22 protein-coding genes and 2 pseudogenes are annotated in these 25,387 nt (G+C 58.7%); 23 read left to right on the forward strand and 1 reads right to left on the reverse strand.

Annotated elements, in window-relative coordinates; translation table 11 throughout:
- Positions 1-241: 241 nt before the first annotated feature.
- The 11 genes from C0Z16_RS22275 to C0Z16_RS22325 all read left to right on the forward strand — a co-directional run bounded on the left by C0Z16_RS22275 (position 242) and on the right by C0Z16_RS22325 (position 12,080).
- Positions 242-1,054 (forward strand): amino acid ABC transporter ATP-binding protein, encoded by an 813-nt coding sequence (locus C0Z16_RS22275; protein WP_102634244.1) that lies wholly within the window; start codon positions 242-244, stop codon positions 1,052-1,054.
- Entirely contained in the window at positions 1,055-1,696 is a 642-nt protein-coding gene (locus C0Z16_RS22280; protein ID WP_102634245.1) for an amino acid ABC transporter permease, read from the forward strand.
- Positions 1,693-2,355, forward strand: coding sequence for an amino acid ABC transporter permease (locus tag C0Z16_RS22285; RefSeq protein ID WP_102634246.1), 663 nt, complete (start codon positions 1,693-1,695; stop codon positions 2,353-2,355). The genes C0Z16_RS22280 and C0Z16_RS22285 overlap by 4 nt, the downstream gene beginning before the upstream one ends.
- Before the next feature lie 55 nt (positions 2,356-2,410).
- The gene (locus tag C0Z16_RS22290; protein WP_102634247.1) at positions 2,411-3,247 is read left to right on the forward strand and encodes a substrate-binding periplasmic protein; all 837 of its coding nucleotides are present in this window, start codon (positions 2,411-2,413) and stop codon (positions 3,245-3,247) included.
- Between the two features lie 21 nt (positions 3,248-3,268).
- A complete protein-coding gene (locus C0Z16_RS39590; RefSeq protein ID WP_407070694.1) occupies positions 3,269-3,619 on the forward strand; it encodes a cupin domain-containing protein in 351 nt (116 codons plus the stop codon).
- A 124-nt stretch (positions 3,620-3,743) separates the two neighbouring features.
- Positions 3,744-4,889, forward strand: coding sequence for a porin (locus C0Z16_RS22300; protein WP_102634249.1), 1,146 nt, complete (start codon positions 3,744-3,746; stop codon positions 4,887-4,889).
- A gap of 144 nt (positions 4,890-5,033) precedes the next feature.
- Positions 5,034-5,999, forward strand: a complete 966-nt coding sequence (locus C0Z16_RS22305; RefSeq protein WP_244201315.1) for an Ldh family oxidoreductase — start codon at positions 5,034-5,036, stop codon at positions 5,997-5,999.
- A gap of 596 nt (positions 6,000-6,595) precedes the next feature.
- Positions 6,596-7,486 (forward strand): LysR substrate-binding domain-containing protein, encoded by an 891-nt coding sequence (locus C0Z16_RS22310; RefSeq protein ID WP_244201316.1) that lies wholly within the window; start codon positions 6,596-6,598, stop codon positions 7,484-7,486.
- A gap of 150 nt (positions 7,487-7,636) precedes the next feature.
- Positions 7,637-8,893: an aromatic ring-hydroxylating oxygenase subunit alpha gene (locus C0Z16_RS22315; protein ID WP_102634251.1), complete on the forward strand. Its 1,257-nt coding sequence runs from the start codon at positions 7,637-7,639 to the stop codon at positions 8,891-8,893.
- A gap of 10 nt (positions 8,894-8,903) precedes the next feature.
- Positions 8,904-10,058 carry a hybrid-cluster NAD(P)-dependent oxidoreductase gene (locus C0Z16_RS22320; protein WP_407070691.1) on the forward strand — a complete coding sequence of 385 codons (1,155 nt, stop codon included), beginning with the start codon at positions 8,904-8,906 and terminating at the stop codon, positions 10,056-10,058.
- A 1,242-nt stretch (positions 10,059-11,300) separates the two neighbouring features.
- Positions 11,301-12,080 carry an NAD(P)-binding domain-containing protein gene (locus tag C0Z16_RS22325; protein WP_102634252.1) on the forward strand — a complete coding sequence of 260 codons (780 nt, stop codon included), beginning with the start codon at positions 11,301-11,303 and terminating at the stop codon, positions 12,078-12,080.
- Between the two features lie 162 nt (positions 12,081-12,242).
- Here the strand turns inward: C0Z16_RS22325 and C0Z16_RS39595 are convergent.
- Positions 12,243-12,560: pseudogene (locus C0Z16_RS39595) on the reverse strand (LysR substrate-binding domain-containing protein); the annotation flags it as partial.
- A gap of 142 nt (positions 12,561-12,702) precedes the next feature.
- On the opposite strand from C0Z16_RS39595, the pseudogene C0Z16_RS22335 reads away from it, so the two are divergent.
- The 12 genes and pseudogenes from C0Z16_RS22335 to C0Z16_RS22390 form a co-directional block, all read left to right on the forward strand.
- Positions 12,703-13,831, forward strand: a pseudogene (locus C0Z16_RS22335) (IS110 family RNA-guided transposase).
- 509 nt (positions 13,832-14,340) lie between these two features.
- Complete coding sequence (locus C0Z16_RS22340) at positions 14,341-15,027, forward strand: GntR family transcriptional regulator (protein WP_102634254.1); 687 nt, start codon at positions 14,341-14,343, stop codon at positions 15,025-15,027.
- 315 nt (positions 15,028-15,342) lie between these two features.
- Positions 15,343-16,236 carry an alpha/beta fold hydrolase gene (locus tag C0Z16_RS22345; RefSeq protein ID WP_102634255.1) on the forward strand — a complete coding sequence of 298 codons (894 nt, stop codon included), beginning with the start codon at positions 15,343-15,345 and terminating at the stop codon, positions 16,234-16,236.
- A complete protein-coding gene (locus C0Z16_RS22350) occupies positions 16,229-17,185 on the forward strand; it encodes a flavin reductase family protein (RefSeq protein ID WP_102634256.1) in 957 nt (318 codons plus the stop codon). The genes C0Z16_RS22345 and C0Z16_RS22350 overlap by 8 nt, the downstream gene beginning before the upstream one ends.
- 238 nt (positions 17,186-17,423) lie before the next feature.
- Positions 17,424-18,455, forward strand: a complete 1,032-nt coding sequence (locus C0Z16_RS22355; protein WP_102634257.1) for an ABC transporter substrate-binding protein — start codon at positions 17,424-17,426, stop codon at positions 18,453-18,455.
- Positions 18,456-18,535: 80 nt separating this feature from the next.
- Positions 18,536-19,420 (forward strand): ABC transporter permease, encoded by an 885-nt coding sequence (locus C0Z16_RS22360; protein WP_102634258.1) that lies wholly within the window; start codon positions 18,536-18,538, stop codon positions 19,418-19,420.
- 1 nt (position 19,421) lies between these two features.
- Entirely contained in the window at positions 19,422-20,216 is a 795-nt protein-coding gene (locus C0Z16_RS22365; protein ID WP_102634259.1) for an ABC transporter permease, read from the forward strand.
- Between the two features lie 25 nt (positions 20,217-20,241).
- Complete coding sequence (locus C0Z16_RS22370) at positions 20,242-21,330, forward strand: ABC transporter ATP-binding protein (protein ID WP_102634260.1); 1,089 nt, start codon at positions 20,242-20,244, stop codon at positions 21,328-21,330.
- 12 nt (positions 21,331-21,342) lie between these two features.
- A complete protein-coding gene (locus C0Z16_RS22375) occupies positions 21,343-22,050 on the forward strand; it encodes a GntR family transcriptional regulator (RefSeq protein ID WP_102634261.1) in 708 nt (235 codons plus the stop codon).
- A 154-nt stretch (positions 22,051-22,204) separates the two neighbouring features.
- The gene (locus C0Z16_RS22380) at positions 22,205-23,365 is read left to right on the forward strand and encodes a porin (RefSeq protein ID WP_102634262.1); all 1,161 of its coding nucleotides are present in this window, start codon (positions 22,205-22,207) and stop codon (positions 23,363-23,365) included.
- Positions 23,366-23,478: 113 nt separating this feature from the next.
- Positions 23,479-24,939 (forward strand): NADP-dependent succinate-semialdehyde dehydrogenase, encoded by a 1,461-nt coding sequence (gabD, locus tag C0Z16_RS22385; protein WP_407070692.1) that lies wholly within the window; start codon positions 23,479-23,481, stop codon positions 24,937-24,939.
- A 37-nt stretch (positions 24,940-24,976) separates the two neighbouring features.
- On the forward strand, positions 24,977-25,387 hold a 411-nt coding region (locus tag C0Z16_RS22390; protein ID WP_158244512.1), incomplete at its 3' end, for an MFS transporter.

The raw sequence follows: 25,387 nt of genomic DNA on the forward strand, positions 1-25,387 counted from the left end.
TATCGAGGTTGTATGTGTAGTTCGGATATCTAACCACTGACTTGATGAGCAATATTCACAACGTCATGCGAAAGCATCGCTTGAGCAAAGTATTTTGGATGGGTCCAATGCATCTCGAATGGTGTCAAAGGTCGACATGAGAAATTCGAAAATGTTTCGTCCCCGCAGACGCCGATAACAACGGTGCAAACAAGCAGCTCGCTTGATCATAGATTGCGAATCGGTTGATGGAGAAGGCGTCATGAATAGTATTGCATCCCCATTCCTTGATGCAGGAGCTGCACGGAGTCACAAGGTCAGTTCGGGTCCCCCCATCTTGTGTGTCAACAGCGTCGGCAAAACTTTCGGTCCGCACAGGGTGCTTCAGGACGTGAGCTTCGAGATGCGTGCAGGAGAGGTGATTGCAATCATCGGACCGAGCGGCTCGGGGAAGAGCACGTTGCTCCGCTGCATCAATCAACTCGAACCACCGACTGAGGGGAAAGTAACCATCGGGGACGTGACCATTGAGGCGGGCCACACTCCAGCGCGCCGCGAGTTGGTGACGCTGCGTCGTCGCATCGGGATGGTCTTCCAATCCTTTAACCTGTTTCCCCATCTTTCGGTCTTGCGAAACGTGAGCTTGGCGCAAGAGCGGACTATGGGTAGAAGCAGGAAAGAAGCGGATGAGCGCTCCCTCGAATTGCTGGACCGTGTTGGACTCGCCAGCAAGGCGTCGCAGTTCCCAGTTCGTTGCTCAGGTGGACAACAGCAGCGAATCGCGATTGCTCGCGCGCTTGCGCTTGAGCCCGAAATCATGCTATTCGACGAGCCGACTTCAGCGCTTGACCCGGAGTTGGGATTGGAGGTTCTCGGTGTGATGAAGGAGCTCGCTTCTTCGGGCATGACCATGATTGTCGTGACACACGAGATGCATTTCGCGGAAAGCGTGTCCGACCGAGTAATCATCATGGCGGACGGTCGCATACTGGAGCAGGGTCCGAGTGAGCAGGTAATGCGTCGCCCGACGACTGAACGGGCGGCCAAATTCCTCAACGCCGTGAGGGATCGATAAATGCAGGACACAATTTTGGCCATTATTGAAGGCGTGCCATGGACCGTTGCCTTAACGGCGATCACGTTTTTACTTGGCGCGATCCTCGGCCTTCCCCTTTGCGCCATGCGACTCTCGAAGTTCTACGTGATTCGCGCGGTTGCAACTTGGATTGTCGTTATCTGCCGGTCCATCCCACCAATCGTGTGGCTCTTTTTCGTCTTCTTCGGCATTGGCAACGACATCATTTCGATGAGTCCGTTCGTTGCAGCAGCACTGGGGCTGGGTATTGTGACCGCAGCGAATATGTCGGAAGTCTATCGCGGAGCCTTGACGGCGATTCATCCCGGACAGTTTGAGGCGGCGAGGGTACTCAATCTCAACCGCGCTCAGCAGTTCCGAGATGTTGTCTTTCCTCAGCTGATTCGCATCGCGCTGCCTACTGCCGCTACCTATCTGATTGGCTTGTTAAAGGATTCAGCTGTCGCTTCAACGATTGGAGTTAGTGAACTCGCGTTTCAGGCATATCACGTTTCGCAGCAAACCTTCCAAGGGCTTAGCGTCTACGGCGCAGCTGCGCTCCTGTATATCGCTCTCAGCCTTCCCATTGCGTGGCTTTCGCGCTGGGCCGACCTCCGCCTTCGTTCACGGGTGTCACGATGAATGGACTTCTCGAACAGTGGAAAGAATGGTTGCCTAGCCTGCTTGATGGGTATCGACTGTCGCTTGAAGTCACTGGGCTGAGCTTGGCGATTGGGATTCCGCTGGGACTCGCTCTTGCACTCATGGTAGCGGCGCAGTCCCGAGCGGTTCGAACGGTTGCATTGGCATTCGTAGAGATTGGTCGCGGCACCCCCGCGCTGATTTTGCTGCAGTTCTTCTATTTTGGTCTTCCGACTGCAGGTCTGACTCTTACCTCGTTCGCCTCCGCGGTCGTCGCGCTGGCATGTTGTACCGGTGCGTACACAAGTGAAATGATTCGGGCGGGATTTGATGCGGTGCCATACGGCCAGAAGGAAGCGGCGCTGGTGATTGGGCTGAACGGTCTGGACGCGTTGCGCTACGTAATTGTTCCGCAGGGTATGCGGGTAGCCTTACCGTCGCTGCTTGGCTTCTCAATCATGATGCTTCAGGCGACTTCGCTGTGTTTCACTATCGCACTTCCCGAACTCGTGAGCCGGGCGTCGAATATCGGCTCCGCTACGTTCGAGTACATGCGTGTTCTTATTCTCGCGGGCCTGTTGTTTGCCGTTATCTGCGTTCCCTCGACGTTTGCAGTGTCAGCGCTTGAGCGCCGACTCGGTCGACATGCAATTCGGTAAAGGCCACTCGTTCAATACCCAACATCCACCAACCAATCGCCTTAAGGGATAGACCATGAATCAAGCAACGAAACTTTTTATGTTGTTGTCCGTAGGATGTGCCTTCGCTCTTTCATCATCTGCTAATGCCGCCGACGCGTGTACCCCCGCACACAAATTCACCACCATCAAACCTGGAGTTCTCTCGGTCGCAAGTTGGGACTTCGCACCATACTCGATTCCAGTGAGCAAGATGGATGTCAAGGGCGTGGACGGCGACATTCTGAAGCTCATTGCAGCAAAAGAATGCCTCTCCCTGTCGTTCTCGAACGTGGATGCGGCGGCGGTAATTCAATCCGTCGTGTCCGGGAAGGCAGACATTGCGATGGGCGATTGGTACCGGACCGCTGAACGCGCGAAGGTACTTGGATTGAGCGGACCGATGTATCTGGACCAAATGGGAATCATTTCCAAGGACGGTCTCGACACGGTTACGTCCTTGGAAGGCAAGAAAGTGGGAGCTGTGCAGGGCTATCTGTGGACGCCTGACCTGCAAAAGGTGTTTTCTAGCTCGCTCACAATTTATCCGAATCCCGTTGCGATGGCGCAGGACTTGGCGGCTGGCCGTATTGACGTCGGCACGGACAGCTACGCCGTCTCTGTGTATAACCAGAAAAAGGGAGGTTACAAGGGCATGAAGATTACGACGGTCAAGCCTGATAAGCGAGTCGCTGCATCTATCCAGCCGGGTCAGACCGCGTTTCCCTTCACCAAGTCCAATCAAGCACTCGGCGATGCTCTAAGTGCTGATATCGAGGCGCTTCACAAGTCCGGCGACATCGCGCGAATCTTGAAGGAGCACGGTCTGGAACCGACGGCGGGTGACGTGGGCACACCGCGTATGGTTGAGTGAAAGAAACGGGGAGAGCAGATGATGGAGCCGCGAGCAGCGTTTGACGAAAAGACGGTCGGTTCACGCTTTCTTGACCCGGCCTCCCTGGAGTGGGAAACGTCGGAAGTCGCCGGTTTCGAGGTTGTGACATTGTTTGAGAATCGGCTAACTGGCGAGTCGACAATGCTCATGAAAGTCGCACCCGGAGCATACGCCGGCTCGCACTCTCATGGAGCGCTGGAAGAGATTCTCGTCTTAGATGGGGAGTTCGCAGATGAGGGAAACCGGTACGGCAAAGGGCAGTACTGCATCCGCGCAGCTGGGACGCTCCACACCGCGTGGTCGGAAACGGGCTGTACTGTGCTGCTCGTTTACCGACCATCTTCCAGCTGATAATTTGCTACCGGACTGAAGTCTTTTTATGCATTTAAGTTAGTACAACGGATGGATGTTCCAGTTAAAACAATCAAAACTAACCACAAGTTTCTTTAGAAAACACAAGTTTGGAGATTACGAGATGAAGAAAAATCTGGCCGCGGCAGCGGTCTTGTGTGCGTTCGTTGCGCCTGCGATGGCGCAAAGCAGTGTGACACTGTACGGATTGGTTGATGAGGGTATCAATTACACCAACAATGCAAAGGGGCAAAAAGCATATCAGATGGAAAGCGGCTACTTGGCGGGTAGTCGCTGGGGACTGAAGGGTACCGAGGACCTTGGAGGTGGATATAAAGCGACGTTCCAGCTCGAAAACGGTTTTGACCTGAATACTGGCCGACTCGGACAGGGAGGCCTTGAGTTCGGTCGCCAAGCTTACGTTGGTATTGTCAATGACCAATTCGGAAGCGTGACTTTCGGTCGCCAGTATGACTCAGTAGTCGACTACTTCGCACAAACGACGGTAACCGGCAACTGGGGTGGCTATATCTTCGCTCACCCGTACGATAACGACAACGCCACAAACACGTTCCGTGTGAACAACACCGTGAAGTACACAAGTCCAACAATCGCGGGATTGAAGTTCGGCGGCACATATAGCTTCAGTAACGACACGAATTTCGCGAACAACAGACAGTACAGCGTTGGTGCGCAGTATACCCTTGGTGGCCTCTTGGTGGCAGCGTCCTACCTGCAGGCGAATAATCCTTCGGCCACAGCGACTGGCGCAATCAACAATGGCGGCGACGAGAACTTTGTCGGACAAAGGCTCCGGATTTTTGGCGCGGGCGTGAATTATACCGTTGGCCTAGCGACGCTTGGGTTTGCCTACTCAAATACGCACGTGGGTCAACCCGTCAGTTCTGGCTATGTGGGTGCCATTACGCCGACCGTCGGCACGCTGTCCTCGCTGCGGTTCCAGAACTTCGAAGTTAATGGCCGATATCAGTTCACGCCGGCTTTCTCCTTAGGCGCGGTCTACACCTACACGCGTGCGAGTTTCAATACGTCCGCGTCAAACACTCATCCTGTCTACCATCAAGGCGGTTTGATGCTTGACTATCTGCTGTCGAAGCGCACTGACGTTTATCTGCAAGCGGCCTATCAACATGCGGGCGGCGACAAGAACGGCTCGGTGCTTGACTTTGCGTATGTACCGGGCGCTGCGGATGTGTCGTCCAGCAGCAACCAGGTCTTGGTCCGTGCCGCAATCATGCACAAGTTCTGATGAAATTCGCTCGAAGCGACGAAACAACACGTTCTTCGAGCGTTATAAGCAGGACTCCGTACTCTCGCTCGCATTCAGGCTGCGAGCGACTGACACTCAGCCTGACAGCCGCGGATTTGGACAATTTTGGGCCGTGTTGGGCCGATGAAAAAGATGCGACTGAGCGTTGACGACGCACATGAATTTGCGTTTCGGGCGGCCAGAAAAGCTGGAGCGTCTGAGCAGGTTGCAACCTCGCTGGCGAGGGCCACCGTATCCGCTGAAGAGCGCGGTAAGAATCCTGTTGGATTCAAGCATCTTTTGGACTACCTCGATGGCTTGGCGCGTGGTCGCATTGATGGCCGGGCTCAGCCAGAGGTTCGCTTTCCGACCGATGCCTCGATTCAGGTAGATGCTCGCGGCGGCATTGCTCAAGCCGGCTTTGACTCCGCCTTTGAGCAATTGGTGAGCCGCACCACGTTGCACGGCGTTTGCGTATTTGCGCAGAGTAACGGATACACCGCGGGCGAGCTCGGCTACTACACGACACGATTGGCAGAGGAAGGTCTTGTCGCTATCGCAGGCACCAATTCTCATGCAATCATGGGGACCGTTGAAAGCAGGCAGCCGGTATATGGGACCAATCCATTGTCCTTTGCCGCACCTATGACGAACGGGGCATCGTTCGTTTTAGACCAGGCGTGCAGCGCTACAGCGTTTGTGAATGTCAGGCAAGCGGCAGCTAATGGCGAGCCGATTCCCGAAGACTGGGCCCTTGACAAGTCCGGCGAACCGACGACGAATGCGGACGATGCGGTTGAGGGTACTTTGCTTCCGTTTGGAGGTTGGCGCGGCGCGAATATTGCGCTGATGATTGAAATCCTCGCTGCAGGCTTGACCGGAGGCAATTGGTCGTTGGACGCGCCGTCGTTTGCAGTCGGGACTGAGTCGCCGGCGGTTGGCCTGTTTGTTGTGGCGCTCGCACCGGTTACGGGCTTCGCTGCGCGTCTTCAGTCACACTTGGAACGTCTCAAGGGGTACGGCATGAGGATTCCGGGCACTCGTTCTCGGGTCGATGAAGTCGAAATTTCTGATGCCTTGGCTGCGAAGATTCGCGAAGTGACGGACTGAACGTGCACCTTTTGTGGCGACCAACGCTCAAGACGAGTTCCTACCGCCGCCGCTCCCAAATCCCATTGGTGGCCGTAGGTGCCGATTTAGGCGATGGCCTGCAGGACGTGTAAAGGTCACGTGTTCGACACCGGGGACTTGGCAGTATCGGCCGCGATTCGAGGGCATGGGGGTGCCTTGGGCGACATGAATCTTGTGAACGAGTGCCAGGAGGTTGGGACGTTAGTGGCGCCGTTTGAAGACGTGGTGGATGAAGGACCAGCGTATTGCCTCGTCTACTCGAACAGGAAGACCGCTCTGCCCAAAATTCAACCGCTACGGAACTGGCTGCAATCTTCAAGAGCCGCCCCATGACGCTCACTGTTCTACGAAGCGCAGGATGCCTCGGGTTAACACTACATTTTGATAGATTGACTTTTGGTTCCACGTGAGACTAATCTCATCCGAGCCGGCCACGGTGGTCCTTCCCGCCTGTTATGAAGGCCGTTCCGCATCAAGCATGGCTGCCTGGATTTTCTCCGAGAAATACAACATAGCTGTGACTTATGAAGTCTGAGATTGACGGAGCGAAGGGTTTTCGACGCTTGATTCCGTCGATGACAGCGCTCATCGAATTTGAGGCGGTTGCCCGTCTAGGAAGTTTCACACTTGCGGCCAACGAAATCGGCGTCACGCAGGCAGCCGTTAGTCGACAGATTCGAGAGCTCGAAGACGGCCTTGGAGTTCGACTCTTCCACCGTCTCCACCGGTCGAACATCCTTACGTCGGAAGGCGAGGCGCTTTACAACATCGTGTCGACCTCGTTGCGTAACATCGCCGGTGGCCTCGACAGGCTAAGTAGAGGCTCGGAGCCGCAAGAGCTTGTGCTTGCCACCACGGCGGCCTTTTCTCACTTCCGCCTTCTTACGAAGCTGAGTGGCCTCAGAGAACTGATGCCTCATCTCACGATACGGTTAACCACCCAGATGTTTATGGCGGACCTCCGACAGAAAGAGATTGATGTCGCCGTCCGTTATGGTGATGGTAAATGGCAGGACGGTACCTCGTTCCTGCTTTTTGAGGAAGAAGTTTTCCCGGTCTGTTCGCCGCAGTGGCTCGAGGCTCATGGAACACCCGGCAGCCTAAAAGAGTTGGCGGAGTCTTCCCTGATTGACTACGACTCGACATCCGAGGGTTGGATGGCGTGGGAGGAGTGGTTTAGGGCGGTTGGAACCGTGCCGACGCAGATGAATTTCTCCTTCCGCTGCACGTTGTACACAGATGCGATTATGGCAGCCCGTCACGGGCAAGGCGTTGCCCTCGGATGGGCGCGGCTGCTGCAAGACCTGCTGGCCTCGGGTGAGCTTGTGCGTGTGACCGACGAGTCTTTCAAGGTAAAGGATGCGTACTACGCAGTCGTGCCTCATGGACGGAGCATTTCACCGACCGTCGAAAAGCTGATTGACTGGATGAGGCGAGAGGCTAGTGACCATGCAGTGGGTAGTTAGCACGTCGCATGAAGGGTCTCGATGGACGCATAAGCTACGGTAATAGGACAAGGAAAAGATAGCGCATTGACACCATTTTTCGACTCTCCAATACTGGTTCCAGATAGCCGCGCAGCGAGTTCGGCAAAAAGAACTGTTATGAGGTCCTCCATGTCTGTGGCTGATTTGAAAAACTATGGCGAAGTGCTTCGCAACCGGAACGAGGGCGATGCAATGCCCGGTGGCGTCTACGGACGGCAGGATATCTTCGAAAGCGACATAGACATCTTTTTCAATAAGCACTGGATTGTGGTCGGTGTGACGGCAGACGTTCCCGAGCCGGGGGATGTTTCAACGGTCGATATTGGGTCCGCGTCGGTCATCGTCGTCCGGGACGATGATGAGCAAATCCGCGCGTTTCGAAATGTCTGTCGGCACCGTGGATCTCGCCTCCGAGAGCCCGGCAAATCGACGGTTGGGATGTTGGTCTGTCCGTACCATCAATGGACATACGACCTTGAGGGCGAACTGCGCCACGCCGCTCACATGGGAAAGAACTTCGATAAGACCTGCCGTAGTCTCATCCCCGTCCATGTTAAGGTTGTTGGCGCACATATTCTGGTCTGTTTCGCAGAAGACACCCCGAGCGATATTTCGCGTCTTGAAGAAACGATGGCGCCGCGCTTTGCTCCTTACGACCTCCAGAATTCAAAGATTGCCTACGAGACAGAGATTGTCGAGAACGGCAACTGGAAGTTGGTGATTGAGAACAACCGCGAGTGCTACCATTGCTCCGCCGGGCACCCCGAATTGAATGTCTCGTTCCTGCCTGAGGACTTCGGCTTCAGCAAAGAAGAGATGAGCGAAGAGTCGCTTGCAGCTCTCGACACGTACTATGCCCGCAACGTGTCGACCAAACAAAGCTGGGAGGAGGGCGGCCACATCCACGCCGCTGTTGAATTTTTGGACGCGGACGCGACGACGCAGTTCCGAACACAGCGCCTCGTAATCGCTGGAGCGGGCGAATCGCAGACGATGGACACGAAGGTTGCCTGCACGAAACTGTTCGGCGATTTGTCTCGTCCTGACCTCGGCGACACGCACTTCTGGACGCACAACTCGTGGACGCACGTGATGAGTGACCACGCGGTTATCTCGTACCTCATTCCGCTCTCGCCGGACAAAACGCTTGTTCGAACCAAGTGGCTCGTTCGCGCAGACGCAGTCGAGGGTGTGGACTACGACCTCAATCGGTTGACCGAGGTATGGACGGCAACAAATGCCCAAGACGCGAGACTTGTTGCGGTCAATCATCGGGGCACGCAAGACCCTGGATTCGTACCCGGGCCGTACTCGCCGTTCACCGAGACATATGTCTATCAATTCACGCGTTGGTACGCGGCGCGCCTCAAGGCGCATGGCATCTGAGTGGCAAGCGATGTTGACTGAAATTTCTAAAACGGCACATAGTCAGATGACGGCAATCGACCGATTGGCCGAGAGCGGTACATGGGCGGCGATTCCTGCAAGCTGGAGCAGTGCAGAGAAGAAACCTCTGGTCTGCATCCGGGTAGTTCAGGAGACTCGCGATGTGAGGAGCTTCTTTTTTACCGGCTTTGACGGCCACCCATTCAGTTTCGAGCCGGGCCAGTTCGTGACTTTGTCGCTGAATATCGATGGGCAAGCGGTAGACCGGTGTTACACCATATCCTCGCCTCCAACTCGGCCACACACGTTCTCTATCACGGTGAAACGCGTCCCGTCCGGCATGGTGTCGAATTGGTTGCACGATAATATCCGTCCGGGCACAACGGTCGAGGCATACGGGCCGTCCGGGGCCTTTACTCCGATGGTCGCGCCGACTGCGACGAAGTACCTCTACCTGTCAGCAGGGTCGGGTGTCACCCCGCTGATGTCGATGCTTCGTGCTGGCATGGACCTTGGGCTTGACCGAGATATCGTCTTCATGCACAGCGCACGCACGCCTCTCGATATCGTTTTCCGTCGTGAGCTTGACGCTGCGTTGTCGACAGCCGACCGGCTGCAGATATTGCATGTTTGCGAAGGAGTAGGCGAGGAGCCAGATTGGAATGGGAGCATCGGTCGGCTAACTCCGACGCTTCTGGAGCAGTTGGTGCCGGATTTTAGAAATCGAGAGGTGTTCATCTGCGGCCCTGCAGGGTACATGCAGTCGGTCAAAGAAATACTGAAGAAGAGTGGGCACGACCCGGCCCGCTACCATGAAGAGAGCTTCAATCTAGACGCGGAAGAATACGAGAATCTTCACTTTCCCGAGTCGTCAGCGAAAACTGAGGCGATCGCTCCCTCAGAGTCTTTCGTGATTCGACTGGCTCGCTCCGGAAAGTCCTTCTCTCTGGATGGAGCGAAAAGCATCCTGGTTGCTGCGAAGCGCGAGGGCGCAAAGGTCGCGTCGTCGTGCAGTCAAGGTATGTGCGGTACCTGTAAAACGTCCATCCTTGAAGGAACTGTCGACATGAAACACAACGGCGGGATCCGTCAAAGAGAAATTGACAAAGGCATGTGTTTGATTTGTTGCAGCACGCCAACGTCGGACGTAGTATTAGATCTGTGAACGATGCCAGCTGTGTTTGAATTTTATGAGCGCTGGCGCCAGCAGGAACGAGTAATCGGACAACTCTCAGGTGTCTATCCAAGCTGCATGATTAGCGAGTATCAGGCGCATATAGACGAAGACCTCCCGGTTCGGCGGTCCTCCGAGTGGGGAGATATGTGAGCGCTACGCCGTTAGGCCATCCCCAACCAGTGTCACACGCAGGCGCGGCCGGCATAATGGTCTTTTGCAACTGCGCTATGGGCCTTCTCGTTGATTGCACCACTTTTACTGAGCGCATACACGCCGGTTGAAATTACGCTATCGCGTTATCTCTGCTATGGGTCAGTCTCCGTATGTTTTCTGCTTGCGCGTTATCGAGCCAGACCGCTGAGCAGGTCAGAATGGTGCCGCGCGGTATCTACGCAATGGGAGGCAATATTCTCTCTCAGTACTCTTGAGCTTTGCCGTTCAGGACTCGGGGGCGGAGATTGTTATTCCTAGCGCGGGATTCTTACCGGTTTGCGTTTCGCTTGCTGGAAGCCGCGCTTTGCCGCTGGCCAAATGGCTGCGACTGATTCTGCCGTTTTGCGTGTTTGTAACTGGACTGGCTCTACTACTTTTTGTACAGAGCGGCGGAGAGGCTCATCATGCCAGCTTTCCTTGACATGGCGCCGCTGCGGTGTTGGCTACGGTTGTGATTTGGACGTGGTACGCGCTGTCTGATGAAAGTTTTTTGAGGCAAAACCGGCGCTTTCTGGAACGCACTGGTCATGCGCCGTAGGTGTAATGACGTTGCTTCTGTCATTCGTATGCATTGCCGTTGCGATATCCGCCTCCCATGACGGCGCCGCCGTTTTTCATTTTCGTGGCAATGAGCGAAGCAAGGTTCTGTTTGTGGTCGTTTCGCTGGCTCTCGGTTTTGGAACGTCGTGGCTTGCCACATCCTTGTTCAACTACGCGTCTCACTCTCGTCCCATGGGACTTGTGGGGCAGCTTCTAATCCTAGAGACGATTTTGGTATCGCCTATACCTGCATCTATCATCAGTCTCTGCCACCGTTGTCGCAGGCGGTGGGTACTTTGCTCGTTCTGGCCGGCATCTGGTTCTCCGCACGCGTGCTTCTAAAGTGAATAGCGCTGTTCGGCATCGTCGGGCTAGCGTGATAGTTCCAGAGTTTCTTTGGGAAGTCACTATCGTCCAGTCGACAAAACGCCCTTTCGAGTGACGCACGTCGACGTAAATCAAGTTGGGTGAGCATACATGACGACATTGGGAATTTTGGGAGTTGGAGACCTGACGGAAAAGATGGTCCGTGGCTTGATACGCAGTGGCGCGTTTGCGGGTAGCGCATTTTATCTATCGGGGCGAAACAGAGAGAAGGCGATAGCTCTCGTTGAAGAGTTTGGGTGCGTATTGCGAACGAGTAATCAAGCGGTCGTGGATGAAGCGGACGTCGTTCTTGTCGGTGTCCGGCCGGCACAGCTTGAAGAACTGGCACATCAGCTTGTTCTAAGAACCGGCCAGCCGATAATCTCGGTTGCCGCTGGCGTCACGGTACGCCAGCTGACTGGTCTCTTTGGCGAGCGCGATGTAAGTCGCGCGATATTGTCTTACGCGTCTGAAATCAACCAGTCGACCGTTGCCGTTTTTCCAGCGCAATCGATGGCGGGGCAGCTGTTGTCAACGCTTGGAACGCTAGTGAGTCTGGATACTGAGCGCGATTTTGAACTCGCCACGATAGGCGCCTGCATGAATGGTTGGGTCTACTTCCTCATCGACGAGATGCAGCAGTGGCTCGGCAAGAAGGGTCTACCGTCGGAAACAGCGCGACGACTGGTGCTCAGTAGCGTTGCGGATAGCGCAGCCTATTCGCACTATCGAATCGAAACTCCCGTTGGCGAACTGGGCGCGTCGATTGCAACGCCCGGGACATACACTGCCAATGGCTTGGAGGTGTTGCGCGAACGCGGAGGTCCAGATGCTTGGCTCGGTGCCTGTGAAACCGTGTTCAAGCAGCTCGCAGTACGCGAGACAGAGTGAGGTCAAATATGCGCCTGGGCGGTTACGCGATATCGATTGACGACAGAGGAGAAAGCCTCCGCACCTTTGGACGTCCTCTCTCAATATGCTGAGTGTTGCTTCATGTAGGGCCGTGGCCATGATCTCGACTTCGCCAACACGCGAGAGCTGAAAGACGTGACACCGGAGCGTCGGCCCTTCGATTTGTGCGACACGGAGAGAGGGGAGGTGCGACCAATACTGCAACACGACAGTGGGAGTCGCAATTGTCCAACTCATACCGCCGGCGACCATTGCCATCGCGACGTCTCCCGCGTCAATTTCAATCTGACGTTCGGGAATGATGTTTCGTCGACGGAGATATCTCTCGATGGACGCCTGGAAGTTGGACCTTGGGCCAAACCTTATGAGAGTGAGGCCACAGGGTAATCGTTTCAGGTCCAGCGTCTTAAGCTCGGAAAGATAAGCTGCTGGTGCAACGACGCCAAACCGCTCGGTGAATAACTCCCGGCGTACTGGTCAGTATGACTAGGCGAGGTAGAGGCTGGCCCGCCGCGAGGACTCAAACGCGGGTTGGTATTTCTGCCAGAGCCGCACGGTGTGGACAGGGACACACCGTGCGATATCCATCACGGAGGCCAACGTGGAAAACGATAGCACACTGTACGCAAGGCTCGACGTCCACATGGATTTGATCACGGTTGCCTATGCGCTGGGCACAGGCGAGGTTGAACTGCTCAGCAAGATCGGCACGACGAAGGCAGATATTGATCGCCTATGTAAGCGCCTGCAATCGAAGGCGCGACACGTCCGCATCGTCTACGAGGCGGGCCCGTGCGGCTTTGGACTTTACCGTCAGCTCGTGCAGAAGGGATCCGACTGCATTGTGTGCGCGCCGTCACTGATTCCGAAAAAGCCGGGCGATGGGGTCAAGACTGACCGGCGTGATGCGATCAAGCTGGTGTGGTCGCTGCCCGCCGGCGACCTGTCAGCGGTGTACGTGCCAAGCGTGGAAGACGAAGCATTCCGCGATCTGGCTCGCACGTGGGTCAGCGCCAAGGACGATCTTAAGCGTGCCTGGCAACGGCTAAAGGCCCTTCTGCTCTTGCATGGCGTGCGCTATGCCGGCCGCGCCGACTGGGGACCTGCGCACCGGCGCTGGCTGAGCGCCTATGCTTTCGACAGCGTCTGGTAGCAACTGGCGTTCGAAGAGTACCGGCGCAAGATCGAGGCTCGCCTGGCGCAATGCGACCGGCTGGAGGCCGCGTTGCGCCAGGCCGTCGTCAACTGCCGATTCTACCCTGCCGTGTTGGGCCTGCAGACGATGCGCGGCATGCAGTTCACCACGGCAGCGGGCATGCTCGTGGAGCTCTGGGATCTGTCACGCTTCGCCCACCCGCGCCAGCTGATGGCCCGGCTGGGGGTGACGCCGTCCGAACACTCATCGGGCGACAAGCGCCGTCAGGGCAGCATCACCAAGAACGGCAACAGCTATGCAAGAAAGTTGCTGGTGGAAGCGGGCTAGAGCTACCAGCACCCGGCCCGCGTGACTCCCGAAATCCAGCGTCGCCATGAAGGCATCGCCAAGCCCATCGTTGACCGCGCCTGCGACCCGCAGATGCGCCTGTTCCGGCGCTACCGGAAGCTTCTCGCACGGCAAGCGGAAGAATATTGCGGTGGTCGCGGTCGCTCGCGAACTCGCCGGTTTCATTTGGGCCAGCACCCAGCTCGCCATGTGGCTTGCCGTACGGCCCGAGATGCGCATGGCGTGACGCAAGGCTTGAGCAACATGTAGACCAACCTCACCACCTGAGCAAGAGTTTCCTGAATGCGGTGTAGCCCGGTACGCGAGCAACCTGCGAAACGGTTAGGCAACGGATTTGATTCGACTTGCGGCACACTGGATAGCAGCAGGCTCGCTGGGCGGACTGTAATGCGGTAACGAATCCGCGGATATCATGATCCACCGTCGAGATTTACTGCTACGTCGCCCTCAGGAAATCCAGATGGCAGCTCAAACCAAAACCGATCCCTTCTTGACAAGCGGAGTCATATCCAACCGACTTGGTCTTCACCAGGCTCAGATGTGAAGATGATGTCAAGCTCGCGACCCGTGAGCAGTTCAGCTTGGTCCATCGCAAGACCGGCCCAGAGACGCGTTATGCGGGATACCAAACATTCTCATAATCGGACACTCTTCCTTTATGGTGGATAATATGGCATTCCACGCTCCGATCACGCCATGGTGTGACCCGAGCTTTCTCTGTCCACTTTTTTACTTATGTCAGATCTTAAAGTTGTCCGCGAAACCAAAACCCTTCGTGAACTAACGCTGGACAAGCTGCGCGACGCAATTGTGCAGGGGTATTTCCAGCCGGGCGCACGCCTCGTCGAACGCACGCTGTGCGACGAGTTGGGGGTGAGCCGCACGATTGTGCGCGAAGTATTGCGGCACCTCGAGACCGAGGGGCTGGTGGATGTTATCGCGCGCCAAGGGCCGGTCGTCGCGCAACTGAATGCCGGCCAGGTTAGCGAAATATACGAACTGCGCGGGCTACTGGAGGCGAATGCCGCACGCGCGTGTGCCGAGCAGTCCACACCCGAACTCGTGAGGCGACTGCGGGAGATCCGCAAACAGATCGAAGCAGCGTTCCAAGTCAAAGACTTGCCAGCGGTGCTCGCCTACACGGAACACTTCTACGAGGCGTTGTTCGAGGGCGCGCAACGGACCGTCTCCCTGGCCGTGGTCAAGACGCTCAATGCGCGGATTAATCGATTACGCGCACTCACGATAGCCACGCCGGGACGCAGCCAGGAGTCGAATCGCGAGATGAACATGATGCTTGATGCCATCGAACGGCGCGACGGCGATGCCGCGTCTTCCGCCTCGATCGCGCATATCAGGCGCACGGCGGAGCTTGCGCTTGCGGCGCTTGCTCAACGAAGCGAAGGGGCGGCCGAAGCTTGACGCGAACGGCCTGACGATTCTCCACCGCTTGTCTGCGCCGCGGTTCCGCGGCGCGCTCCGCGCGCTCCTTCCGAGCGCCAGACCACTCCCACTCCACTCCCCATAACGCGCCGTTCCTCGCGGCGTTGTCTTCGCTCGACCCGGCCGCGAGGCGATCCTGGTTTTTTCAGCGCGAGCCTCCGACCGTCAACCGCGTGCCGCTGGCAACATCCATGCCGGCCAGTTCTCCGTTCGAAATTATGGTATTCCATAATATTTTGACGCGAAAAGTTTGCTGTAGTATGGCATACCATAATCTTGTGGAGCATAAGCCGAATGAATCCTGACCGGACGCCCAGGCTTGCCGCAGCGCGCGGCGAGATTGCAGGGACGAGCTACAGCGTGCATGCGCCGAAGTCGGGCGAAGCGCCGGCAACAGTTGTCCTGATTCACGGCGTGGGGATGAATCAGAGCGTATGGTCGTCGCAGATCGAGCCGCTGACGGCGGCGAACTACGAAGTCGTGGTCTACGACATGCTCGGTCATGGCGCCAGTGCTCTGCCTCCGGCCGAGCCGACGCTCGATGATTACGCCGCCCAGCTCGAACGCCTGCTCGACGGCCTCGACATCGAGCAGGCGCACGTCGCCGGTCATTCGATGGGCGCACTCGTCGCACTCGAGTTCGCGCTGACTCGTGCGCCGCGTACGCTGAGCGTCGCTGCACTGAACGCGGTCTACGACCGCTCGCCTGCACAACGCGAAGCAGTAATGTCGCGCGCCGCGACGCTGGGCGATGCACCGCTAGATAGGGGCGGGAATGCTGGCGTCGATGCCACGCTCAAACGCTGGTTCGGCGATCCGGTGCCGGCGCATCTGACGCAGGCGGCGCAAGCGGTGCGGCACCTGCTGCTCTCGGTCGATCCGGTCGGCTATGCGCGGACTTACGGTCTCTTCGCCTGCTCGGACGACGTCCACGTCGGTCGATTGACGAGCCTCGCTGTGCCCGCCTTGTTCCTGACCGCCGAGCTAGATCTGAACTCGAGTCCGGACATGTCGTGGGCGATGGCAGAGGCCGCGCCGTTCGGTCGGGCCGAGGTGATTGCGGGTGCGCGTCATATGATGAACGTTAGCCATCCAGAAGAAGTCACCGCACGCCTGCTCGCTTTTTTCGCCGAAGCAGCGCAACGAAACGGGGCAAATGCAACGAACGTGGGGGACGACCATGTCTGAGCCGAGCGTCGAACAGACTTTCGACACCCTCGAATTTCGCCGCGCACTCGGCGCTTTCGCCACCGGCGTGACTGTTGTCACGACGATCCAGCCGGATGGATCCCCGCGCGGCTTCACGGCCAACTCGTTCGCCTCGGTTTCGCTCGATCCGCCGCTGATCCTCGTGTGCATTGCGAAGAGCGCGTCGAGCCATGTGGTCTTTGCCACCGCGAATCACTTCGCAGTCAGCGTGCTGGCGGGAGACCAGAAGGCCGTGTCGGGCGTCTTCGCGTCGAAGTCGGTCGACAAGTTCGCGCAGGTCTCATGGCGCGCCCGCGCAACGGGCGCGCCGGTCGTGGAGAACGCGGCGGCCACGTTCGATTGCAGGGCGCACGACGTCGTGGATGCCGGCGATCACATCATTCTGATCGGGCGCGTGGTGGACTTCGTGCATACGAATTCGTCACCGTTGGGTTACTGTCGCGGCGCGTACGTGAACTTCAGTCTCTCGCAGGACGCGCTCGCGGCAACCGGCGCGCGCGCCCAGGTGGGCGCAATTCTCGAACATCGCGACGGCGTGGTGCTGCTTGAAACGAAAGACGGTTTGCAGTTGCCGACCGGCGTCAAGCTCGAGCCCGTAAGCGATGCGGGGAGCCTGCGCGGCGTGCTGGCGAAGCTCGGACTCATCGCGCATCTAGATTTCATTTTTGCCGTTTTCGAATCGGGTAGTGGTCCGTCGGCGAGCGTCCACGTCTATTACCGGGGACGCGTGAGCAGCAGCCTCGCCGCAATGATGGACACCGCGATCCACATCGTCCCGCTGCCACGGATTCCATGGAGCGAACTGCGCGACGACGCCGTGCGCTCGATGCTGCAGCGCTATGTGCGCGAGCGCAGCGAAGACGCCTTCGGCATCTACGTCGGCGACACAGAGGCAGGACAAGTCCAGACGCTCGCGACAGCACATTGAGATGCCCGGTGTCGCACGGCTGCCGCCGTCATCCGGATACGCTTTGCGACGACCGGTTTGTCTTGGGTTAATCCACCAAAAAGATCCATCAATCTAGCATCGCAGTGGGGAGACAAAGGAAAAGATGGAAAACAGCAACATGAAGCCAGCGCGTTCTTCGCCGTTGGCCGCAGAGAAGACCGATTCGACGACCACGCATTGAATTTAGCGCGACCAAACCGACTTGAAGGATACCGATATGACCCGCACCCGCAGTCTGATGATTTCTCCGCTGTTCGCGCTGTGCGCGGCAGCGTTCATGGCGACGCCGGCGCTTGCCGCAGATCCCATCGTGTTCACGAGTTGGGGCGGCACGACGCAATCGTCGCAGCAAAAGGACTGGGCGCAGCCTTTCACCCAGGGGAGCGGCATCACCGTGCTGATGGATGGTCCGACCGACTACGGCAAGCTCAAGGCGATGGTGGACAGCGGCAATGTTAGTTGGGACGTCGTCGACGTCGAGGGCGACTTTGCCTATGCCGCGCAAAAGGCAGGGCTGATCGAGCCTATCGACTACACCGTGGTCAAGAAGGGCGAGCTCGATCCACGCTTCTCGAGCGCCGATGCGGTGGGCAGCTTCTATTACTCGTTCGTACTCGGCTATAACAAATCGAGCTTCAAGGGCGCGCAGCCGCAGGCGTGGGCCGATCTGTTCGACACGAAGAAATTTCCCGGCAAACGAACGTTCTACAAGTGGTCCGCACCTGGCGTGCTCGAAATTGCGCTGCTTGCCGACGGCGTGCAGCCGGACAAACTCTATCCCCTCGACCTCGATCGCGCATTCAAAAAGCTCGACTCGATCAAGAGCGACATCGTCTGGTGGAGCGGCGGCGCGCAGTCGCAGCAACTGCTCGCATCGGGAGAGGCGCCCGTCGGCATGTTCTGGAACGGCCGTCTGCATGCGCTCGAACAGACGGGCGTGCCGGTCGGCGTTTCGTGGAACCAGAACCTGACTGCCGCGGACATGCTCGTGGTCCCGAAGGGCGCGAAGCACAAGGCCGAGGCGATGAAGTTCCTCGCCGTCGCGACGAGTCCGCAGGCGCAGGCAAAGTTCGCGCAGGATACGGGCTACGCGCCGATCAACGTGAAGTCGGCGGCGCTGATGCCCGCTGCAGTCGCGAAGACGATGCCGGACCAGTACAAGACCTCGCAGATCGACCTGGACATGAAGTACTGGGCGGACAATCGCGACGCGATCGCGAAGCGCTGGTACGCGTGGCAATCGAAATAAGCGTTAGCGAAAGAGGCGTGCCCCGAAGCGGCGGTCAGGCAGAAGGCGCGTAGCAGCAACTGGAGAATGCAGGAGATACCATGCCCAATGTTCTGAGTACCGCGGCCCATCCGCCGGCGACACCCACACGTCGGCGTCGCGACTGGCGCAACATTCGCCTGTTGATACCGGGGCTCGTGCTCCTCGTGATCTTCTTCATGCTGCCGGTGCTTTCGCTCCTGCTGCGCAGCGTGCTGGAGCCCACACCGGGGCTGCACAACTACGAGCAGCTTCTCGGCTCTTCCACCTACCTGCGCGTGTTCGGCAACACGTTCCTGGTCGCGACCGTCGTGACCGTGGTGACGGTGGCGATCGGTTTCCCGACCGCATGGCTGCTCGCCATTGCGCCGCGCAGGCTGAGTTCGCTGCTGTTTTCGATCATGCTGCTTTCGATGTGGACCAACCTGCTGGCGCGCACGTTTGCCTGGATGGTTCTGCTTCAGTCGACGGGCCCGATCAACCGCATGTTAATGGCGATCGGCCTCATCCACGAGCCGCTGCCGCTCGTGAACAACCTGATCGGTGTGACGATCGGCATGACGTACATCATGCTGCCATTTCTCGTCATGCCACTGCACGCGACGCTGCGCAGCATCGACCCCTCGACACTGCGCGCCGCGGCGGTCTGCGGCGCGAGTCGCTGGCAGGCCTTCTGGCGCGTTCTTGTGCCATTGGCGATGCCGGGCATCGCATCGGGCGCATTGATGGTATTTGTCATGGCCCTCGGCTACTTCGTGACCCCAGCATTGCTCGGCGGCGCGCAATACATGATGCTCGCCGAACTGGTGGCCCAGCTGGTGCAGGAGTTGCTGAACTGGGGTCTCGCCGGTGCCGCCGCCTTCGTGCTGCTCGCCGTGACGCTCTCGCTCTACGCGCTTCAACTGCGGTTCACAGGCGGCGCGCGCGCCACTGTTGGAGGCCTTTGACATGTTGCTCGATTTCGACCGTTTAGGTGCGTTGCGCTGGGCGCTGCTTGCAATCGGCGCTGCCGTTGCACTTTTCCTTCTGTTGCCCATTGTGTTCATCGTCGCCTTGTCGTTCGGCGATTCGCAGTGGCTGATCTTTCCGCCGCCGGGCTGGACGCTGGAGTGGTACCGCCAGCTTTTCACCGACCCGGGATGGCTCGACTCGCTGCTCACGAGCGCCAAACTTGCGGTGATCGTGACAGTGCTGTCCGTGCTGATCGGCTTTCTTGCATCGCTTGCGCTCGTTCGCGGCAAGTTTCGCGGCCGCAACGCGGTGAAGGCGTTTTTTCTGACGCCGATGGTTCTGCCCGTGGTGGTGCTGGCTGTGGCGCTCTATGCGTTCTTTCTGCGCATAGGCCTGACCGGCACGATGACCGGCTTCGTGATCGGCCATCTGATCATCGCCTTGCCGTTTTCGATCATTTCAATCAGCAACTCGCTGTCGAGCTTCGATACCGCACTGGAAGACGCAGCATTGATCTGCGGGGCATCGCCGCTCGAAGTGAAGCTGCGCGTGACATTGCCGGCGATCCGGCTCGGCCTGTTCGCCGCGGCGATCTTCGCGTTCCTTGCGTCGTGGGACGAGGTGGTGGTGTCGATCTTCATGTCGAGTCCGACCTTGCAGACGCTGCCCGTGCGCATCTGGGCGACGCTGCGGCAGGACCTGACTCCCGTCGTCGCGGCAGCATCCTCGCTGCTCGTCGGACTGACGACTGTTTTGATGTTGGCGGGCGCAGTGCTGCGCCGCGCCCGATAACGCCCGAACAATGAGGTGATTAGCCATGACTTCCGCATTCCTGCAAATCCAGCGCCTGCGTAAGACCTACGACGACGTCGTTGCCATCGACCAGGTTTCGCTCGATGTGCGCAAGGGCGAGTTCATGACCTTCCTCGGGCCGTCGGGCTCGGGCAAGAGCACGACGCTCTATATCGTCGCGGGTTTTCAGGAGCCGACTGAGGGTCGCGTGCTGCTCGACGGCAAACCGCTGCTGTCGGTCGCGCCCAATAAACGCAACATTGGCATGGTGTTTCAGCGCTACACGCTGTTTCCGCATCTCACCGTCGGGCAAAACGTGGCTTTCCCCTTGCGGGTGCGCCGCCGCCCCGAGGCGGAGATCAAGAAGAAGGTCGAGCAGATGCTCGCGCTGCTTCATCTCGCGGAGTTCCGCGATCGCATGCCGGGTCAGCTCTCGGGCGGCCAGCAACAGCGAGTGGCGATTGCGCGCGCGCTGGCGTACGACCCGCCTGTGCTGCTGATGGACGAACCGTTGTCCGCGCTCGACAAGAAGCTTCGCGAGGAAATCCAGCTCGAATTGCGCCGCATCCACCAGGAGACCGGCGTGACGATTCTCTACGTGACGCACGACCAGGAAGAGGCATTGCGTCTTTCGGATCGTATCGCTGTGTTCAACAAGGGCTGCATCGAACAATGCGGAACCGGCGAAGAGCTCTATGAAAATCCGGCTTCGCGCTTCGTCGCCAACTTCATTGGCAATTCGAACTTCCTGCCTGTTCGCATCACCGCGCGCGACGCGGCGCAATCGAGCGCCGTCTTCCCGAGCGGCCATGCAATCGCGGCCACCGGCGATGCCACGCTTTCGGTGGGCGGCGACGGCACGCTAATGGTTCGCCCCGAGCAGATCCGCATTCGCGCTGCCGGGGCGGCCAAAAACACGGCGGGCTTGCCAGTTACCGTGCGAGACATCACCTATCTGGGCGACGCCATGCACTACTCGGTGACGACGCCGTGGGCACAGGACATGTCAGTGCGGATGCCTGCGGGAGATCATCGGGACAGTGGGATCGTCATCGGCACGCAGGCCTGGATCGACTGGGATGCGCGCGACACGAGGCTGTTCGCGCAGGCTTGATCGGATACAGCGATGCACGAACCGATCTCGTCCCTGAAAGTTGAGCGCCGAACGACCACCCTCAGAGCGCTTGCGCTCGAGAAAATGCGTAGCGCCATCCTGGACGCGCGTTTTCAGCCAGGCGCCCGGCTGGTCGAGCGGACCTTGTGTGAAGAGCTGGGCGTGAGCCGCACGGTCGTGCGCGAAGTGCTGCGCCATCTGGAGACGGAGGGGCTCGTCGATACCCTGCCGAATCAGGGTCCCATCGTTGCCGTGCTCGATCTCAAGACCGCAACGGAGATTTACGAAATTCGCGGCCTGCTGGAGGGCGAAGCGGCGTCCGCCTGTGCGCGGCTTGCCGACACACGCACCGTCGACGATCTGGACGCACTGATCGACAGCATTCAGCTCGCTTTCGACGACCGGGACTATCGCGCAGTGCTGTCCTTCACGACAGCGTTTTACGAGCGCATGTTCACCGCGGGCCACAAACATGTCGCGTGGGAAATCGTCCAGTCGCTGACGGCAAGAATCAACCGCCTGCGAGCGTTGACCATCGCGTCCGACGATCGCGGCAGCCAGGCAGTTCTGGAAATGCGTCAGATCCTGGCCGCGATACGCGCGGGGGACGCGGTCGCCGCGCACAGCGCCGCCGTCACGCACATCAGCGGGGTGGCGGAAATCGCCAGGAAGCTGTTGGTTGAAGGGCAGGGACTCTTGCTCCTGAAACGCGCGGGGTAATCTTCGGGCCCGTTGCTCCTTGCGCAGAAGCGGCGATAGAAAATATAAAACGGCTCGGTACGACGAAGCGTTCAGAAGAAAAAAGCACGTTCACCCACACGCCCCCACGTTTCTTGGCGGGTTAACAGCGCATTTGACAAGGAGAGAAGAAGGCATGAAACGTCGTGATAAGAAGAACATTGCTATGTGGTTATTGGCGGGGAGCGCTTTCGTCGCGTTGAACGCGCACGCGCAATCGTCCGTCACGCTGTATGGCGTGATCGACGAGGGCATCGACTACGTCAGCAACAGCGGCGGCCATTCGCTTTGGCGCATGCGCGACGGTACGTATGACGGCGTCTATGGCAGCCGCTGGGGTTTGAAGGGCAGCGAGGATCTCGGCGGCGGTCTGAGCGCGCTGTTCAAGCTGGAATCGGGTTTCAGCACGGAAAACGGCCAAAGCCGCCAGGGCGGACGCCTGTTCGGCCGTCAGGCCTACGTAGGGCTTTCGGATGCGCATCTCGGCACGGTCACGCTCGGGCGCCAGTACGATTCGGTGGTCGATTATCTGCAACCGCTCACCGCGCCCGGACAACTCGGGGGACCGCTCGTTCATGCAGGTGACATCGACAACACGGACAACTCTTTTCGCGTCGACAATTCGATCAAATACGCGAGTCCGAAGATCGGCGGCCTGACATTTGGCGGCCTCTATTCGTTCACCAATACGAACGCGCCCGGCCGTGGAACGACCGGCTTGTGGAGCCTTGGGGCGAATTACGCTTTTGGCGGGTTCAACATCGCGGGCGCTTACCTGTACGCGAAGAATCCCGCGGCACTTCTGACCGACGGAAATTACGTGAGCAACACCACCGGCGCGGCGATTGGCGCGAGCGGCCCGTTCAGCTACGTGGGCAATCCGGCCAATGAGCAGATCTTCGGTGCGGCGATCAATTACGCGCTGGGTTCGGCGACGCTCGGTCTGGATTACACCAACACGAAGTTCAACGACGCCAACGGCACGCAGGGCACGGTGATTTTTGCGAACTACGAAGCGTGGGGCCGCTACAACCTGACGTCGGCGTGGTACGTCGGTGCGCAGTACGTGTACACGCACGGCAACGTCGGCTACGACCAGTCGATTCCGATTTACCACCAGGTGGGACTCACGACGGCCTATGCCTTGTCAAAGCGCACCTCGCTATACGCGATGGGCGTCTGGCAAAAGGCAGCGGGCGCGGCGTCGAATGCCGACATCTTCGATGGCGCGGTGGGATCGGCGTCGTCGAACAATCATCAGACCGCGGTGCGTATCGGAATGTATCACCAGTTCTGATAGCAGCGTGCTCCGTCTTGGCGCGGAGCACGGTTTCGACCCAGCTTGATATCGCGCGCCCTGACCAGCATCGGGGTGCGCGACACTTTTTCGCAACCCCTTTAGGAATGACCATGGAATTGGGAACCCAGTTGAAGGATCCGCTGCTGTTTCGACAACAGGCTTACGTCAGCGGCGAATGGCAAAGCGCCGCGAGCGCAGAAACATTCGAGGTCCGCGATCCCGCAACGGGCGCGACCGTCGGCAACGTTCCTTTGATGGGCGCGAGCGAAACACGTCAGGCGATCGACGCAGCGAACGCGGCCTGGCCCGCCTGGCGCAAAAAGACCGCGAAAGAACGCGGCGCCATTCTGCGCAAATGGCACGATCTGATGATGGAGAACGCCGATGATCTTGCGCTGATCCTGTCGACGGAGCAGGGCAAGTCGCTTGCGGAAGCGAAGGGTGAAATCGGCTATGCCGCGTCGTTCTTCGAGTGGTTTGCGGAAGAAGGCAAGCGCGTGTACGGAGACACGATTCCGACGCCGTCGAGCGACAAGCGCATCGTCGTGGTGAAGGAGCCGGTGGGTGTGTGCGCCGCGATCACGCCGTGGAATTTCCCGGCCGCGATGATTACCCGCAAGGTTGGACCCGCGCTCGCCGCCGGTTGCACCATCGTCGTCAAACCCGCCGAAGCGACGCCGTTCTCGGCGCTGGCGCTGGCCGTGCTGGCCCAGCGTGCGGGCGTGCCGTCCGGTGTGTTCAGCGTGGTGACGGGCGACCCGAAGGCGATTGGTGCGGAGCTGACGTCGAATCCCGTCGTGCGCAAGCTCTCGTTCACGGGATCGACGCCGGTTGGCCGCCTGTTGATGAGCCAGTGCGCGTCGACGGTCAAGAAAGTGTCGCTCGAACTCGGCGGCAACGCGCCGTTCATCGTGTTCGACGATGCCGACGTCGATGCGGCCGTCCAGGGTGCCATCGCATCGAAGTACCGCAACAGCGGGCAGACGTGCGTGTGCACGAACCGCTTCTACGTGCACGACACGGTGTACGACCAGTTCGCGGAAAAGCTCGCCGCAGCGGTCAGCCGCCTGAAGGTCGGACGCGGCACCGAACCCGATGTCGCGCAAGGCCCGCTCATCAACGAGGCAGCGGTGCAGAAAGTTGAAGCCCATATCGCGGATGCACTCGCGAAGGGCGCGTCCGTTGTCACGGGCGGCAAGCGTCATGCGCTCGGCCACGGCTTCTTCGAACCGACGGTGCTCCGGGACGTCACCCCGGCGATGCGAGTCGCGAAAGACGAGACCTTCGGCCCACTCGCGCCGCTCTTCAGATTCAGCAGCGACGACGAGGTGATCCGCTTCGCGAACGACACCGAGTTCGGTCTCGCATCGTACTTCTACAGCCGAGATATTGGCCGTGTCTGGAGGGTTGCGGAAGCGTTGGAGTACGGGATGGTCGGCGTGAACACGGGCCTGATTTCGAACGAAGTCGCGCCGTTCGGTGGCGTGAAGCAGTCGGGCATGGGGCGCGAGGGTTCGCACTACGGCATCGACGATTATGTCGTCGTCAAATATTTGTGCATGGCGGTCTGACCTGAAAAAGGCGTGGTGCAAAAGGGGACGCTCGAACATGAATACCTGGTCATCCAGAAACAGTGAAGCGGGCGCGGCCCGTTTGCACGATACGGCGCTCGATCACACCGAATCCGGCGCGGTAAGCATACCGTTGCCGGTAACGATACGCGTCGTCGCGATCTGTCTGGCGATGATCCTCGCCGAAGGTTACGACGTCGCAATTTACGGCGCCGTGCTGCCCATGCTGACCCATGGCACGAACTGGTCGCTCTCGCCATTCCAGTTGGGCGCGATTGCGAGTTGCTCATTAGCGGGCATGATGATCGGCGCGATGTGTGCCGGCACGGTGAGCGACCTGATCGGCCGGCGCTGGGTATTACTCGGCAGCGTGGCGCTGTTCTCGGCCATGATGGCTGCGGCGGCGCTGGCGCCCACGCCCACGGTCTTTGTCGTCGCGCGTGTCGTG

It is taken from the genome of Paraburkholderia rhynchosiae, from assembly GCF_002879865.1.
Taxonomy (GTDB): Bacteria; Pseudomonadota; Gammaproteobacteria; order Burkholderiales; family Burkholderiaceae; genus Paraburkholderia; species Paraburkholderia rhynchosiae.

Excerpts from the sequence above, each read along its gene's own strand:
- C0Z16_RS22285 (WP_102634246.1), top strand. The coding sequence starts at position 1,693 with ATGAATGGACTTCTCGAACAGTGGAAAGAATGGTTGCCTAGCCTGCTT.
- C0Z16_RS22360 (WP_102634258.1), top strand. The coding sequence starts at position 18,536 with ATGCCCAATGTTCTGAGTACCGCGGCCCATCCGCCGGCGACACCCACA.
- C0Z16_RS22310 (WP_244201316.1), top strand. The coding sequence starts at position 6,596 with ATGACAGCGCTCATCGAATTTGAGGCGGTTGCCCGTCTAGGAAGTTTC.
- C0Z16_RS22320 (WP_407070691.1), top strand. The coding sequence starts at position 8,904 with ATGTTGACTGAAATTTCTAAAACGGCACATAGTCAGATGACGGCAATC.
- C0Z16_RS22365 (WP_102634259.1), top strand. The coding sequence starts at position 19,422 with ATGTTGCTCGATTTCGACCGTTTAGGTGCGTTGCGCTGGGCGCTGCTT.
- C0Z16_RS22315 (WP_102634251.1), top strand. The coding sequence starts at position 7,637 with ATGTCTGTGGCTGATTTGAAAAACTATGGCGAAGTGCTTCGCAACCGG.
- C0Z16_RS22300 (WP_102634249.1), top strand. The coding sequence starts at position 3,744 with ATGAAGAAAAATCTGGCCGCGGCAGCGGTCTTGTGTGCGTTCGTTGCG.
- C0Z16_RS22350 (WP_102634256.1), top strand. The coding sequence starts at position 16,229 with ATGTCTGAGCCGAGCGTCGAACAGACTTTCGACACCCTCGAATTTCGC.
- C0Z16_RS22355 (WP_102634257.1), top strand. The coding sequence starts at position 17,424 with ATGACCCGCACCCGCAGTCTGATGATTTCTCCGCTGTTCGCGCTGTGC.
- C0Z16_RS22280 (WP_102634245.1), top strand. The coding sequence starts at position 1,055 with ATGCAGGACACAATTTTGGCCATTATTGAAGGCGTGCCATGGACCGTT.
- C0Z16_RS22325 (WP_102634252.1), top strand. The coding sequence starts at position 11,301 with ATGACGACATTGGGAATTTTGGGAGTTGGAGACCTGACGGAAAAGATG.
- C0Z16_RS22275 (WP_102634244.1), top strand. The coding sequence starts at position 242 with ATGAATAGTATTGCATCCCCATTCCTTGATGCAGGAGCTGCACGGAGT.
- C0Z16_RS22340 (WP_102634254.1), top strand. The coding sequence starts at position 14,341 with ATGTCAGATCTTAAAGTTGTCCGCGAAACCAAAACCCTTCGTGAACTA.
- C0Z16_RS22345 (WP_102634255.1), top strand. The coding sequence starts at position 15,343 with ATGAATCCTGACCGGACGCCCAGGCTTGCCGCAGCGCGCGGCGAGATT.
- C0Z16_RS22370 (WP_102634260.1), top strand. The coding sequence starts at position 20,242 with ATGACTTCCGCATTCCTGCAAATCCAGCGCCTGCGTAAGACCTACGAC.
- gabD (WP_407070692.1), top strand. The coding sequence starts at position 23,479 with ATGGAATTGGGAACCCAGTTGAAGGATCCGCTGCTGTTTCGACAACAG.
- C0Z16_RS39590 (WP_407070694.1), top strand. The coding sequence starts at position 3,269 with ATGGAGCCGCGAGCAGCGTTTGACGAAAAGACGGTCGGTTCACGCTTT.
- C0Z16_RS22290 (WP_102634247.1), top strand. The coding sequence starts at position 2,411 with ATGAATCAAGCAACGAAACTTTTTATGTTGTTGTCCGTAGGATGTGCC.
- C0Z16_RS22380 (WP_102634262.1), top strand. The coding sequence starts at position 22,205 with ATGAAACGTCGTGATAAGAAGAACATTGCTATGTGGTTATTGGCGGGG.
- C0Z16_RS22375 (WP_102634261.1), top strand. The coding sequence starts at position 21,343 with ATGCACGAACCGATCTCGTCCCTGAAAGTTGAGCGCCGAACGACCACC.
- C0Z16_RS22305 (WP_244201315.1), top strand. The coding sequence starts at position 5,034 with ATGAAAAAGATGCGACTGAGCGTTGACGACGCACATGAATTTGCGTTT.